This is a genomic window from Paraburkholderia sp. Ac-20340 (genome assembly GCF_017104965.1).
Lineage (GTDB): Bacteria > Pseudomonadota > Gammaproteobacteria > Burkholderiales > Burkholderiaceae > Paraburkholderia.
In genome coordinates, this window is the sequence record NZ_JAAGPR010000006.1 from 319,591 (window position 1) to 333,393 (window position 13,803).

Consider the following 13,803-nt stretch of genomic DNA (forward strand, 5'->3'; position numbering starts at 1 on the left):
GAACTACGGGGATAGCCATGGCACGGCTATTTTTTGGTGCTCTATTGATGCTCATTGCATCAATTCCGCTTGCTCAAGAGATGCGGTCCGACTGTTCGTTCTACGATACCGGTGGGAACGAAATCGCGCCCGCGCGAATGACTGCTCAACAGCAAAGGCAGTCGCTTGCATGCTTCCGAGAGCGGGACACCGATCGTGAATTTAATGCACTTTCCAACACGAAATCGCAGTCTTCTTTAGAGGTGGCGAAGGTTCGGGAAGATCGTTCTGTTCCGCATAATATCGGGTATGCGCTCGGAGTATTGTTTGCTTTTGTCATGATTTTTATGGGTGCCCGCGCGATATTGAGGCTTTTCTCTTTGGCGATTCATCGGCAGTCTTCGAACGACGCAGACGAAAAGGATTTTCAGCGATATATGAGAATCCAAGGTGCCAAGCGGAAAAGGTAACTGCGATCATTGACATTCCTAAACTTGCCTATAGAATTCTAGCCAGCAAGTAGCCCATCCCCGGACGGCGCACCCTAACCAGGTGCGCCGTTTTTGTTTTTGGAGAGCAGGAATGTCGAGTGGCGGCAGCAGCGGCGGAAGCACCACGACAACGCAGGAATTGCCCTCGTGGGCGCAGCCGTATGCAGAGCAACTTCTGCAGCGCGGCGCGGATCTATCGAATCAGGCTGTTCCCACGTACACCGGCCAGACAGTCGCGGGCCTGAACGACACGCAGACGGGCGCAATCAGCGGTCTCACGAGTGCCGCAGGCTCGCAGGCATCGACCGCGAACACGGCTTCGAATCTCGCATCGTCGCTGGCGAATGGGTCGTACTACCAGACGTCGAATCCCTATACGGGCAATGTCACTGCGTCGACGGCTGCCGATTCCTATGCGGACCCGTCGAACAATGCGTATCTGGCTCAAACGGTGGCTGCGGCGAACAAGCAGATCACTGACGCCTATCAGACGGGCACCGGTGCGGACACGCTTTCGCAGTTCCGCAACTCGGGTGCGTTCGGCGGTAGCGCGCAACAACAGACGACGAGCCAGAACCAGACGAATCTTGCGAACACGCTCTCGAACAATACGGCAAGCATGTACAACTCGGCCTATAACACGGCCGCCAACGTCGCAACGCAAAACGCCGCGCAGCAGAACTCGGTGAACCTCGCGAATCAGTCTGTCGGCACGAGTGCGAATCAGGCTTCGAACGCGCAGAACAGCTCGAATTACTACAACTACCTCACCGCGCAGCAGAACGCGGTCAACGGTTCGACGGCTGCGAATACCGCTGCATCATCGCTCTACGGCAATCAGCTCACGGGTGGCACGACGGCACAAACGACGAGCCAGGACCAACTGAATGCCCTGTATCAGCAGTGGTACAACCAGGTCAATGCACCGTATTCGCAGCTCTCGACCCTGTCGAGTGCGTTGAGCGGCGCGCTTGGTAGTGGAGCGGGTACCAGCGTTCAAACGTCGAGCGGTGGCAGCAGCAATTCGCTGGCTACGCTGCTCGGTCTCGGTCAACTTGGCGTGGGCGCGTATAGCGCGATGAGTGCATGAGTTCATCCGGTACTGACACGAGCGCACTGTCGTCGCTCGGATCTTCTTTCTCGACCGGCGCCAGCGGCGTGGGTTCGAACGGCTATGGCTTCACGCTGCCGAGCGATTTTGGCAGCGGCACAAGCTCGTTCGCTGGCCTATCTGGCGTTCAGTCGGGCATGTCATTGCCGACAGAAAGCGCTGGCTCGAACAGCTTCGGGTTCAGCATGCCGAGTTCATCGACGAATCTGGCCGGCCTATCGAACAGTCTCGGCGCAGCGAGCAAAACGCTCTCTTCGCCAACGTCATCGACGCAGCGCGCCAGCGGCGCCAATGGTCGCATGGCATTGCAGGCGCAAAACTTCACTGCGCCAATCGGCGACATGCTCGCCACTGGCGGCTCAAGTGCGGGGAATTCGCTGATCGCGCTGCTCCAGAAATACGCTCCTGGAGGTGCGGCATGAGTGCAAGTCACAACGGGGCCGCTCAGCCCGGGCAAGTCAACAACGCATCGCTGCTCAATTCTGGCGCGGGCATGGGCGCAATGCTCGGTGGCGCGACCGGGCCCGCAGGCATGGCGGGGAACCTCGCTGGTGGCCTCGTGCAGGGCACCGTCGACCCCAACCACAGCGGCAACAGCGCAGGGAATATCGCCGGAGCGACGCTCAAGGGCGCGGGCACTGGTGCGGCCATCGGCTCAATTATCCCTGGGCTCGGCACGGCCGTCGGCGGCGTCGCGGGCGGTGTAATCGGCGCGCTGTCGACGCTTTTCTGAGGCACCTATGCCAAGTCTTCTCGATCTGATCGCGCAATACGGCAATTCGGCGAGCAACCCGTATGCGCAGCCGCCGCAACAAGCACCCGCGCCTGCTGCGCAGGCTTCTGCATCGCCTTCGTTGACGGTTCCGGTCAGCACGCTGATCGACCTGTTCGGCCGCTCGGCCAACAACCCCTATGCGATCGCCGCGCCGGCCGCTGCTGCGGGCGCTGCTTCGCAATCGACTGGTGCGCCGATGGGATTCGGCGGTGGCGGCGCGCTTCAAACTGGCACGCAACCGAGCGCGCCAGCTCCGACTGTTGCGCCAGCCGCCGCGGCGCCGCAGGCAAATGCGCCGCTTCAAATCGCTGCTGCTACTGGCGCGCCGGATGTGAATGTTGATGATCAAGGCAACGCATCGGACGCATGGCAGCCGTCGGCCACTCCGAGCGGCTTGATCGGCGCGCTGATGCCTGCCGCGCAGGATGCCTCGACGTCGCCGCAGAAGTCGAAGACGCTGCTGGAGGCGCTTGGCTCGACCATCTCGAGTGTTGGCGACAAGCTGACGAACCTCAACCCGAACGAAAGCCAGGCGCTGATCGCGTCGGGCCTGACGATGCTCGCGGGCAACGACGGCACGCGCAATCTGAGCCAGCTTGTCGGCCTCGGCGGCATTGCAGGGCTCAACAGCTACAACGCGAATCGCGAAATGCAGACGCAGACCTCGCTCGCACAACAGAAGCTGCTTCAGACGGCTCAACAGCAGCAGTTCGACAACGCGCTCGCCGCGCGCAAGCAACTGTGGGACGAAAACAAGCCGATCACAGTGGGGCAGGACCAATCGCTCTACGCGCGCGGTTCTGGCGGCTCTCTCACGCCGCTTGTTTCGGCGCAGCCCGGCGTCGTGCGCACCGTCGACGTCCAGGGGCAGGACGGCAGCACGTACACGGTCCAACTCGATCGAAATGGAGCGATGGTCGGGCAGCCGCTGCTGAAGTCGAATCCGAACGCTGGCCCGCTTGGCGATCAGCAGCAGAAAACCGTCAACGACGCGCAGACGAGCGCGGCAGCGGCGCGGCAGACGTACCAGAACACGGCCACGCTGGCGAACCAGCTCGCGAACGCTCCGGACTTTACGAGTGGTTTCGGCGCGTCTGTCAACGACACGATGAGCAAGTTGACCGGCAACAAGGACGCCGGCCAGCAGTTGCGTGGCCAACTCGCACAGTTCGCAAATTCCTCGATTCTGAGTGAATTGCCGCCGGGCTCCGCGTCTGACAAGGACATCCAGCTTGTGCGCAATGGCGTGCCGAGCGACACGGCGTCGAAGGACACGTGGCAGGCATACCTGTCGGCTGTCGGTCGCGTTCAGCAGGCCGCTGCACTGTTCCAGAACGCGAAATCGGACTACGTCACCGCGAACCGCGGCGACCTCGGGCCGCTCAAGCGCGACGCCACGGTGAACGGCCAGCAGTATCCGGCCGGTACGACGCTCGCGCAGGCGCTTAGCGGTCAGGCGCCGCAGCAACAGCAATCCGCGCAGCAGTCTGGCAGGGGAGCAATTCCATACAGCGCGATTGTCGCAGCAGCTCAGCGGCGAGGTTGGAAATGACGAGCGCGGAACTTGATGGCCTTTCCGACGCGCAACTTTCCGCGCTCTTGGCAGCCAATGCTCCGAGCGGGGCGCCCATTCCTCGGCCTCCATCTGCTGCCGGTGGCAATGCATCAGAAATCGCTGCAATTCGTCAGAACGAATCGAGCGGCGCATCGGACACGCAAGCAGGCATCGTCAATCCGGCCTCGGGCGCGCGCGGCAGCATGCAGATCACGCCGACCGGTGCTGGCAGCTCCAATCCGGGGTTCGGTGTCGTTCCGTCGAACGGCACCCCCCAGGATGACGCGCGCACGGGCCGCGATTACTACGCAGCAATGCGTCAGCGCTATGGTGCGTCGGATCTCGCTGCGATTGCCTACAACTGGGGTCCTGGTAACACCGATAAGTGGCTAGCTGACGGTGGCGACCTGTCGAAGCTCCCCGACGAGACGCTCAAGTACGTGCTGAACTTCAAGCAGCAACTCGGCGACACAGGGCAGCAGGGTACGGCGCAAGGTTCGCAAAGTGGTCCATATGTTCCAGGGGTTACCGACAACCAGATCCCATCCGCCACGTCTTCGTCTCAACCTGATACCAGCTTCCTTGCGAAGCTAGGTGCTGGTGCGAGCGAAGGTTTCGCAAATACGATCCTTGGCGCGCAAGCGCTTGTCGGTCGCGGGCTTGATTCCCTCGGCGCGTCTGATGCCGGTAATTTCTTGGTCAAGGATGCACAGGCGCGTTCTCGTGAGGCGTCGGAAACTGCCGCACAAACTGCTGGCGATAGCGGTTGGCGAACGGCTGGAAATATCGTCGGCGGTATCGCTCCAGCGTTTCTAGTTGGTCCTGAAGTACTTCCGCAAGTTGCTGCGGGAGGGCTTATGGGCGCAGGAAATGCAGCTCTCACAGATCAATCGATCTTCCCCGCGCTTGCGGCAGGCGGCGCACTTGGGGCTGCTGGCTATGGTGCCGGTAAGCTGATCGGAGCGGGAATCAGTGCAGCGCGCCCAATGGTTTCACGGGCCATAGATGCATGGCGCAACGGCGATGCCGCAGCGACTGGCCGAATTGCTTCGGCGCTTGGCGGCGATCTCGACAGCACGATCGCTTCGCTTAATGCGAATTCGAACGAAATCATCCCCGGCAGTCTGCCGACGGCTGCTGAAGCTGGCCAGAATACGCAGCTTGTGGGCCTGCAGCGCGCGCTCCAGAACACCGAGCAAGGTCAGATCGCATTCACGGACCGCCTGAACGCGAACAATGCCGCGCGCTGGCAGGCCGCAAATGCTGCGGTTGGCTCCGACCTGACAAATGAGGCTGATGCGTTCACGCAGGCCCAAGCGGGCCGTCTTGCCGCCGGTCAGTCGGAATTGCCGCCGCTCACGCAGGCTCAAGCCGACGTCATGCAGACGCCCGGCTATGCGCAGGCTATGCGCAACGCTCGCGCGCTCGCAGATAACCGCGGCAGCGCTGCATTCGACGACCAGCAAACGCCGCTGCTTCAGCAGTTGCGCCAAGGTATCGACGACATCGCGGGCACGCCTGAGACGATCGACGCGCTCAAGGCAGCGCGCGGGCAGACGGCGGACGATCTTTTCGGCTCTGCCGACATGTCGGTGCCGACAAGCTGGCCGGAGTACTCGGCGCTTGCCGAAAAGCCCGCGTTCCGGCAGGCGATGGCAACCGCACAGACCATGTCGGATAACCTCGGCGAAGGTCCGATCATCGCGAATGAGGCGGACGGTGCGGGCGAGTGGGTATCAGGCCGAGGGCTGCTGTACGCGAAGGGCGTGCTCGACGATCAAATCAACCGCCTGCTGCAGCAGGAGCAGAATGCGCAGGCTCGCCCGATCATCGCCGTCCGCAATCAGCTAGTCGGTCTGATGGACCGCGCGAGTCCGGATTATGCGCCGGCGCGCGCGCAATTTCAGGCCGACACGGTGCCGATCAATGCGCAGACGGCGCTGCAGGCGCGCCTCAACGGCACCGTCGATCCGCTCACTGGCGCTGTGAGCCCAAACAAGTTGCGGCAGACGATCAACAGCATCGCTGGTGAACAATTGAAGCCCGGCGCGCGCGCAGCGGACGCTGTGACGCCGCAGACGATCGAGCAGCTTCGTGCACTCGGGCAGCAGGCCCAAGCGACACCGTCGAATCTTGTCGGGCTTTCAGGCGAAGGTCAGGAATACATGCGGCAGGCGCTGCAGGATCGCGTGCGCGCGAGTGCCGACACCCTGGCTAAGCGGGAGGCCAATCAGGCGGCATCGAGCTACGACGCGTATCTATCGCAGAACTCACCGAGCTATGCCAACTATCTCCGGCAGGCGGCTACAACCGGTGCTGATATTCAGTCGCGCCAGCAGCTCGCAGCGGCCCTCGAAAAGCTCGGTATCGGCGCGCACAACACCGCGGGTGATCCGATTCTCACGCTGAACGGTGCAAAGAGCCTCATGCCGTCGAGCGCGCCGCTCACGGGCCCGGCTCGCTCGGCCGCAGTTGATCTGATCTCGGATCTCACGCGCGCATCCGCAGCAAACAACGCACTCGGCGCGGCCGGCAGTCAGACCTACGCGAACGCGCAACTCGGCGGCGGATTGCTGGGGCAGTTCATGCGCGGTGGCAGCCTGCCAACGGCCGGCGGCGTCGCTGGTGGCTTTAAGGGCGCGGCGATCGGCTATGCAGTCAAGAACGCGGTTGCGAAAGCAAATGCGCGCACGGAAAAGGCGGCGATTGACCTGCTGCTGAATCCGAAAAAGCTCGCGCGAGCGCTTGAGGACTTTAAGGACCAGCCTCAAGCAAAGCAGGTATTCGTCGACACGCTCAAGCAGAAAGCATCCGGCGCGGGCCGCGCTGGCGTGCGAGCGGTGCAGGCATATGAAGCTGCTCGAACACAGGGCCAGCAACGGTAACCGGGGATCACTGGATGGGTGAACAGATGGTAGTCACCGACTCGACGTTGGCGATGCTACTTGAGCGCGTGAATAACTCGCTCGATGGACAGCAGAAGATCGAGGGCAAGCTCGAATTGATGATGCAGATGCAGCTCACGCTGGCATCTCAACAAGAGCAGATCAAATCGCTCCAGGTAGGGCAACAGCGTCTTTTTGAGAAGTCTGACGACGCTGACGATCGTTTCGACAAGTTGCGCGAGGAGGACATTACGCCGTTGCGCGACGACATGATCGGCAACCGGCGCGCGATCCGTGTGCTCGGGATCGTCGGCTCTTTGATCTTCGCTGCATCCGGGACGCTCTATTCGCAATGGCGCCCCTGGCAGACTGATTTGCAGGCAGCAAAGCAGGCGCGCGACGACCAACTGGCGAAGTATTCGCAGGACGTCGGAAAGGAGCTCCAGTCGAACGATCGCCGACTTACCGTGCTTGAGTTTCGGGCAAACAACCTCGATCAGAAAGGGGCGAAGTGATGTCGATTCGACTTGTCGATGACTGGAAAAAAGTGTGGACCTATGGGTCTGCGCAACTCGCGCTGCTGGGCGCCGGTATTGCAGCGGCAAGCCCTGCGCTCGATGCCTGGAATGTCGTGCCTGACGTGGTGAAAAAAGCGCTTCCCGCGTCGATTTCTGCCGCGATGCCGCTCATCATCATATTCGGTGCGATTTTCGCTGTGCGGCACGTCACGACCGACTCTGCCACGGAGGCGAAGAGTGTCGACGCCAGCAAAGACCAGTAAGCCGCGCGGAAAGGCCGCGTTAATCGCCAGCGTCGGCGCGACGGCGGCAGCGTCGCTCATCGCATTGACCTCGAGCATGGAAGGCGTTCGACTCACGCCGTATGACGACCATTTGGCGGGGAATATCCAGACGGTCTGCTTCGGCGAGACGAACATCGAAATGCGCCGTTACACCATGCCTGAGTGCCAGGACATTCTGGGCGGCAGCCTTGCGGGCTATGCGAGCGAAGTGAAGTCGGTGACGCCTGGGTTCGACGCGCTCACTGATGGCCAGAAAGTGGCCGTCGTCGACCTCGCATACAACACGGGACTGCCGAACTATCGCGGATCGACGTTGCGGCGCATGTATTCAACGAAGCAATTCCCCGCGGCGTGCGATCAGTTTCTGCGCTGGCGCTTCGTGGGCGACCGGGATTGCGCTGTCGCTGCCAACGGCTGCGGCGGCATTTACAAACGGCGGCAGCTCGAGCGCGCCGCGTGCCTTGGAGAACACTGATGCTCGCATTTTTGAAACTGGCGTGGCCGTACATTCTCGCTGCTGTGATTGGTGGAGCGATAGGCTATGGCGTCGAGCATCTGTATCTCGGAACTGAACTGGCAAACGAACGCGCGGCGCGCGCGAGCGATAGCGAGCGGCACGCGAATGACCTGTCTTTGATCTCGAAGGCAGCACTCGACGCAGAGCAGCGTGCGATCGACACGCACACAGTTGCGGAAGGAAAGATCACGACGCTGGACCAGCAACTCACGCAAGAGAAGGAAGCACATGAAGCCGACAACGCGCGCAATCGCGCCGCTATTGCTGACGGTACTCGCCGCCTGCGCATCACAGTCTCAAACTTCCGTGCAGCCGGTAGCAACGAAGCCGATCGCGGCGCCGGCACCGGCAGCGTGGGCGATGGTGCCGGTGGCACAGCCGAGCTACCACGCCCGTTTGGACTCGCTCTTTTCGCCATCGCCGACGACGCCGACAACGACGCCCGCGCAAAAGCCGACTATCTCCAAGGATACGTCTGCGTCCTCCAGCGCCAAGGACTGATCCAGGGCACTTGCAACGCACCGGAGTAACGAATGCCAGTACCGACTTCATTCGACGATCTTTCCGCGACGGCGAGCTCGAATTCGCCGCAGGGAAGCGAACCCGTTGGCACGCAGGCCAATGAGTACATTCAGGCGGCGTTCGCGTTCATCAAGCAGTTGCACGACGGGTTTACACCGCTCGGCACGCTCACGGCGCCCACCGGCACACGGCTCGTGTTGCAGCAGCCCGCTGCTCCCGCAGGTTGGACGGTAGATGCGACATCTGCATTTACCGACGCAGCGATGCGCTTCAATCAGTCTGTTACAAGCGGCGGCACGAATGCGTTTTCAGCGATTAACAGCGGCACGGTGTCGTTCACGACCGGAGGCACCGCGCTCACGACCGCGCAAATGCCGGCCCACAACCACGGCGTAACTGACCCGGGGCACGCTCACGCGAACCAGATCAGCGATCCGGGGCACGCTCACGGGATTTCTGACCCCGGCCATGCCCATTCTGGGCCGCCTGGCGGAAATTTTTGGTCAACTGCTCCTGGCGGCTCATCGCTGACATTCAGTAGCGGCTCGACCACTATGTATCAGGCAGGCGGCACAGGCAGCAGCGGAACTGGTATCGGTATTCAAGGTGCTGTTACGAACATCTCCATGAACATTCTTAGCAATGCGACCGGAATTTCGACGCAGAACAACGGCAGCGGCCAGGCGCACACCCACGCATTCGCGCCCAACCTCAACATGAAGTACGCGGACTGCATTGTGGCGGTGAAATCGTGATGGGTAAGAGCAAGGGGCCGCTGTGCCCGCTCCTGAAAAAGGCGTGCATCGAGCAAGAGTGCGCGTTCTATGTGCACATCACCGGGCAGCATCCACAGAGCGGCGCGGCGATGGATCTATGGGACTGCGCCGTGAAATGGACGCCGGTGATGATGCTCGACGCGTCCAAAAACGTGCGCAACGTGCAGGCCTCCGTGGAGACCATGCGCAACGACGTCGTGCAGCGTCAGGAATCTCTCAACAGTGTTTTCCAGCTTGCCGCACAAGCGGCGAGCGCCACGCGGCTGGCTGGCGGTCGGAGCGCAGACTTTCAGCGGATCAGCGCGAACCCGGATGATTGACATGCTGACCTCGTACATCGGCGCTACGTTCCAGCTCATTGGCGGCCTGCAGAAGGACGGCGCGGAGGGTGATTTCACAGGCTATGCGCTCACCGCGAATCTCTATGACGGCACGGGCACGAATCTAATTTCGGCTCTCGTTGTGAACTGGCTCGACGTCACAAAGGGGCTGCTCACGCTGACGAGCCCAAGCGATACGTCGCAATGGCCGGCGTGCAAAGCGCGAATCGACTGCAAGCTTATCGCGCCCGCTGGCGAAATCATTCTCGGGCCGCCGGTCTATGTGCGCCTTGAACAGTCTCCGCTGAGCTAACACATGGAAATCTCACTCGTCCTTTCGAACGATAGCGGCTCTTTCCAGGCGCTCCTCGGGCAGTTTATCGAGACATCGGCGCTTCAAGTTGCTGCGGATGCCGCTGCGGCAGCAGCGTCAGCCAGCGATGCTGCCGCAAGCCAAACGGCGGCTGCAGGCGCAGCTATGGCTGCCGCTAATTTTGCGGACGGCGCGGCAGGGTCCGCGACGGCGGCAGCAGGCAGCGCGAGCGCAGCGTCGGCGAGTGCGGGCAGTGCATCTGGTTCTGCGACTACTGCGACGACGCAAGCGACGAACGCCGCGAATTCTGCGACCGCCTCTGCAAACAGCGCAACCGCAGCGGCCGGTAGCGCAACGGCGGCATCTGGCAGTGCAACGGCAGCCGCAACGAGCGCTTCCAACGCTGCGGCCACGCTGGCGAGTTCTTTGCTCAAAGCAAATAATCTGTCCGATGTGGCAAGCCAAAGCACCGCTCTCACCAATTTGCTCGGCGCATCGACCATCCCAATTGCGAATGGGGGGACTGGAGCGGCCACTCAAGCTGCTGCACTTAGCGCGATTCTTGGCACATCCTCAATACCCGTGGCTAACGGAGGAACCGGGGCGGCAACTGCCGTTGGAGCACGCGTCAATTTGGGGCTGGGGTCTGCGGCGACGCAAAACACCGGTACGAGCGGCGCGACGGTTCCGCTACTGAGCGCGGCGAATACATGGACGCTTGGACAAGCGTTCACCGTGCGGCCGACGTTCGCTGGCTATACCCCTTGGGACAGCGGCAACCTCGATCCGACGACGTTTCCGACGAAGGCGAACAATCTCAGCGATCTCGCCAGCACCGTGACGGCTCGCAAAAACATGGGCATGGCGCGGAAGCTCATCGGCACCTACAACGCCGCTACGGCCGTGACTTCGCTTGGCTCGGGCACATGCTTTAACGATACCGAGTGCAATGTCTTCGAGGTTGAGCTTGTCGGAGTCCAGATCAACCAGACGACCGCAGGGACCAACGCGACGGCGAACTTCTATCTGCAGACGTCGCGCGATGGAGGTACAACATGGGACTCGACCGCGACGGTCAACAACATCCAGGTCTACACCACGGTTGGCGCATCAGGTGTGACGGTCTCCACGGGAGCCTCCGAAGCCAACGTCCGTTGTTCTGCGATGGGGCGAAGCAACACCAACTATCAGCTTTGCGGTCGCTTCAAGTTCTATCAGATCAACGTCGCGACTCCGCTCCAGCATTTCGAGGCAGATGTTATGTGCACGTCACAGACGCTCGCGACGCAGTATGCGAAAAACAGCGGCAACCTCGCCGACGGCAATGTGAAAACTGGCATTCGCTTGTTTATGAACCCGCTCACGAATACGACCGGCTTCACCGGTGAAGTGCGCGTCTATGGCCTGCTGAAGGGCTGAAGCAGCGTATCGCCAAACCACGTGATCAATTTCGGAGCTGAGATGGCGACGTTTCCACAGAAAATCGACGGGCCCGGGGCAGTGACGCTCGATCCGAACTTTCTCAATGCCGGCGATCTGCTGCGTACAGGCCTCACCGGCCCCGTTACGGATTTGATGCCGGCCAGCACGGACTGCTGTGCGGCCATGATTGGTTACCCTGGCACGACGTTCAGCACGGTTTTCAACTACATCAACAATACGGACTATCCGCTCACGCTTGCAGCGTCTGACAGCGACATGACGATTGTGGGCTCGCCGACGATCGCCGCGCGCACGCTTCGAAAATTCAGTATCGCGAGCACCGACGGCAAAACGGTCGTTTGCACATCGATTTTCAGCCAGTCGGGGTTTGCGGACTGAGGCGTACCCATTCGGCATATTTTCCCGATTCACGTCCCGACGAACGCGCACTGAGCTAACATCAGACCTTTCCAAATCTTTCGGGTTGGATGGGGATGCGCAATATCAAAGGTTTGCTCAGCGGATTCGCGAATGCCACTAAGAAGGCGCCGATCCTTGGATCGGTCCAGTTTGCACTGTATGAGCAATATTGGAAGGTGCGCACAGAACGTGAGTGGCGCGCTCGATATGCTGCATCGCCTCTGGTATCGACCGGCTCGGACCATCCTGAACCGACATTGGCAGCGCTCACTTCGCAATTGTGCACGGCCTCACAATGCCGGGATGACATCTACACGGATTGGTGCCAACAGATGCGCTCGCCGGCGCGCCTTGCACGGAAGCAGTGGGAATTCGTTTTCACACTGGAGGCGTTGGAGCAGGCGGGCATGCTTCGACCTGGCATGCGTGGACTCGGGTTCGGTTGTGGCGGCGAACCGCTCTCAGCGGTAATGGCGCGCCGCGGCGCCGAGGTTCTGGCAACGGACCTCCCGACTGTCGAAGCGGCAGAAAAAGGCTGGGTGCAAAGTAACGAGCATGCGGCAAATCTTGACGCTTTGAACAGTTACGGCATTTGCCCGCCGATCGAGTTTGGCCAGCGTGTCGCGTTTGAATTCGCGAACATGAATGCTATTCCTGAGCGATTCTCTGGGCAGTTCGATTTCGTATGGTCATGCTGCGCGTTTGAGCATCTTGGATCGATTCGCCACGGACTCGACTTCGTCAAGAACGCGATGCGATGCCTCAAGCCCGGCGGCGTTGCAGTGCATACGACTGAATTCAATCTCTCGTCGAACGAGCAGACGCTTGAAGATCCTGGTTGCGTGATTTTTCGGCGACAGGACATCGAGCGGTTGCGCGACGAGCTCGCCGCTGATGGCCACAGCATGGCACCTCTGAACTTCAATGCAGGCCGAGTGCCTGTGGACCACCATATCGATGCGCCGCCATATTCGGCAACGCCGCATCTGAAAATTGAACTCGAAGGCTATGTGGCGACGTCGATCGGTCTGATCGTTAGGAATGGAGTCGAATCTTAACTGTGACCAAACTGTGCCCACAATCCATGACTACTGGCGAAAAAGCCGCGTAAAACTCGATAATCTCAACACTGACCGGCGCGAGATTAAGCGTTAAAAATCAATACGTTGCGCAATTCTCGGAGATTCTTGTGAATATCAGATCGGCATTGGAGTCGAGATGCAGCTTGCGCATGGCGGCGCGTTTTTGCGTGGCGACCGTCGTGATCGAACGATTCAGCCGCTTCGAAATATCCGTGACGCTCAGGCCCATCGCGAACAGGCGCACGACTTCGAGTTCGCGCGGCGAGAGCGGGTTGCTGCGGCGAAATTCGTCGGTGGTCGAGCCTTCCTTCGCCAGCCGTTCGGCAATGCGCGCCGACAGCGTCGTGCCCGGCTCGACCAGCGCGCGCTGGCAAACCTGGGCGAGCGTCGGAATCGGCTCGTCCTTGCCGACCAGGCCCGCCACGCCCAGCGCCGCGAGTTCATGCAGGATGCCGCCGTTGGTGAGCATCGTGAAAACCACGATGGGCAGATCGGGATACAGCCGGCGCACGCGGCCGATCAGGCGCAGGCCGTCTTCGTCTTCAAGCTCGCCCTGCATCGAAAAATCCGTCACCAGCAGGTCGCAGGGCGTCTTGCGCAATATATCGACGAGATCGGCACCCGAGTTAGCCGTGCCGACGACGCGGTGGCCCGGCAGTTTGTCGAGATAGTCGATGATGGCCGTGAGGACAACCGGGTGGTCGTCGGCCACTACGATCCGCAGGTCTTGCGTGGCATGGGTCATGGGCGTGAGCGTGTCGCCTGGCTATCGCAGTCTGAGGGGCGGCGCGGGGCGCCGTGCCATATTTCGTTCGGCATCCTCTGAAGGTTAT

General features: G+C 61.0%; 17 protein-coding genes. 16 read left to right on the forward strand and 1 reads right to left on the reverse strand.

The window, feature by feature from the left end; genetic code table 11:
• The first annotated feature begins 17 nt into the window (after positions 1 to 17).
• The 16 genes from G3N59_RS10645 to G3N59_RS10720 all read left to right on the forward strand — a co-directional run bounded on the left by G3N59_RS10645 (position 18) and on the right by G3N59_RS10720 (position 12,946).
• Complete coding sequence (locus G3N59_RS10645) at positions 18 to 449, forward strand: hypothetical protein (RefSeq protein ID WP_205982539.1); 432 nt, start codon at positions 18 to 20, stop codon at positions 447 to 449.
• Between the two features lie 112 nt (positions 450 to 561).
• Positions 562 to 1,560: a hypothetical protein gene (locus G3N59_RS10650; RefSeq protein WP_241023336.1), complete on the forward strand. Its 999-nt coding sequence runs from the start codon at positions 562 to 564 to the stop codon at positions 1,558 to 1,560.
• Between the two features lie 68 nt (positions 1,561 to 1,628).
• Positions 1,629 to 2,003 carry a hypothetical protein gene (locus tag G3N59_RS10655; RefSeq protein WP_205982540.1) on the forward strand — a complete coding sequence of 125 codons (375 nt, stop codon included), beginning with the start codon at positions 1,629 to 1,631 and terminating at the stop codon, positions 2,001 to 2,003.
• Positions 2,000 to 2,314: a hypothetical protein gene (locus tag G3N59_RS10660; protein WP_205982541.1), complete on the forward strand. Its 315-nt coding sequence runs from the start codon at positions 2,000 to 2,002 to the stop codon at positions 2,312 to 2,314. The genes G3N59_RS10655 and G3N59_RS10660 overlap by 4 nt, the downstream gene beginning before the upstream one ends.
• A 7-nt stretch (positions 2,315 to 2,321) precedes the next feature.
• Positions 2,322 to 3,908: a hypothetical protein gene (locus tag G3N59_RS10665; protein WP_205982542.1), complete on the forward strand. Its 1,587-nt coding sequence runs from the start codon at positions 2,322 to 2,324 to the stop codon at positions 3,906 to 3,908.
• Positions 3,905 to 6,796, forward strand: coding sequence for a transglycosylase SLT domain-containing protein (locus G3N59_RS10670; protein WP_205982543.1), 2,892 nt, complete (start codon positions 3,905 to 3,907; stop codon positions 6,794 to 6,796). Before G3N59_RS10665 ends, G3N59_RS10670 begins: the two co-directional genes overlap by 4 nt.
• A 26-nt stretch (positions 6,797 to 6,822) precedes the next feature.
• Positions 6,823 to 7,311 (forward strand): hypothetical protein, encoded by a 489-nt coding sequence (locus G3N59_RS10675; protein ID WP_205982544.1) that lies wholly within the window; start codon positions 6,823 to 6,825, stop codon positions 7,309 to 7,311.
• On the forward strand, positions 7,311 to 7,577 hold the full coding sequence (locus G3N59_RS10680) for a hypothetical protein (protein ID WP_205982545.1): 267 nt from the start codon (positions 7,311 to 7,313) through the stop codon (positions 7,575 to 7,577). The genes G3N59_RS10675 and G3N59_RS10680 overlap by 1 nt, the downstream gene beginning before the upstream one ends.
• The gene (locus G3N59_RS10685; protein ID WP_205982546.1) at positions 7,552 to 8,073 is read left to right on the forward strand and encodes a glycoside hydrolase family protein; all 522 of its coding nucleotides are present in this window, start codon (positions 7,552 to 7,554) and stop codon (positions 8,071 to 8,073) included. The genes G3N59_RS10680 and G3N59_RS10685 overlap by 26 nt, the downstream gene beginning before the upstream one ends.
• The gene (locus tag G3N59_RS10690; protein WP_205982547.1) at positions 8,073 to 8,645 is read left to right on the forward strand and encodes a lysis system i-spanin subunit Rz; all 573 of its coding nucleotides are present in this window, start codon (positions 8,073 to 8,075) and stop codon (positions 8,643 to 8,645) included. Before G3N59_RS10685 ends, G3N59_RS10690 begins: the two co-directional genes overlap by 1 nt.
• Positions 8,646 to 8,648: 3 nt before the next feature.
• A complete protein-coding gene (locus tag G3N59_RS10695; protein WP_205982548.1) occupies positions 8,649 to 9,392 on the forward strand; it encodes a hypothetical protein in 744 nt (247 codons plus the stop codon).
• The gene (locus G3N59_RS10700; RefSeq protein WP_205982549.1) at positions 9,392 to 9,733 is read left to right on the forward strand and encodes a hypothetical protein; all 342 of its coding nucleotides are present in this window, start codon (positions 9,392 to 9,394) and stop codon (positions 9,731 to 9,733) included. The genes G3N59_RS10695 and G3N59_RS10700 overlap by 1 nt, the downstream gene beginning before the upstream one ends.
• 1 nt (position 9,734) lies before the next feature.
• Positions 9,735 to 10,046: a hypothetical protein gene (locus tag G3N59_RS10705; RefSeq protein ID WP_241023337.1), complete on the forward strand. Its 312-nt coding sequence runs from the start codon at positions 9,735 to 9,737 to the stop codon at positions 10,044 to 10,046.
• A gap of 3 nt (positions 10,047 to 10,049) precedes the next feature.
• Entirely contained in the window at positions 10,050 to 11,465 is a 1,416-nt protein-coding gene (locus G3N59_RS10710; protein ID WP_205982550.1) for a hypothetical protein, read from the forward strand.
• Between the two features lie 42 nt (positions 11,466 to 11,507).
• A complete protein-coding gene (locus G3N59_RS10715; RefSeq protein WP_205982551.1) occupies positions 11,508 to 11,867 on the forward strand; it encodes a hypothetical protein in 360 nt (119 codons plus the stop codon).
• Between the two features lie 95 nt (positions 11,868 to 11,962).
• Positions 11,963 to 12,946, forward strand: coding sequence for a methyltransferase domain-containing protein (locus tag G3N59_RS10720; RefSeq protein WP_205982552.1), 984 nt, complete (start codon positions 11,963 to 11,965; stop codon positions 12,944 to 12,946).
• Positions 12,947 to 13,046: 100 nt separating this feature from the next.
• Here G3N59_RS10720 and G3N59_RS10725 read toward each other — a convergent pair whose 3' ends face one another.
• Entirely contained in the window at positions 13,047 to 13,715 is a 669-nt protein-coding gene (locus G3N59_RS10725) for a response regulator transcription factor (RefSeq protein WP_205982553.1), read from the reverse strand.
• Positions 13,716 to 13,803 lie beyond the last annotated feature (88 nt).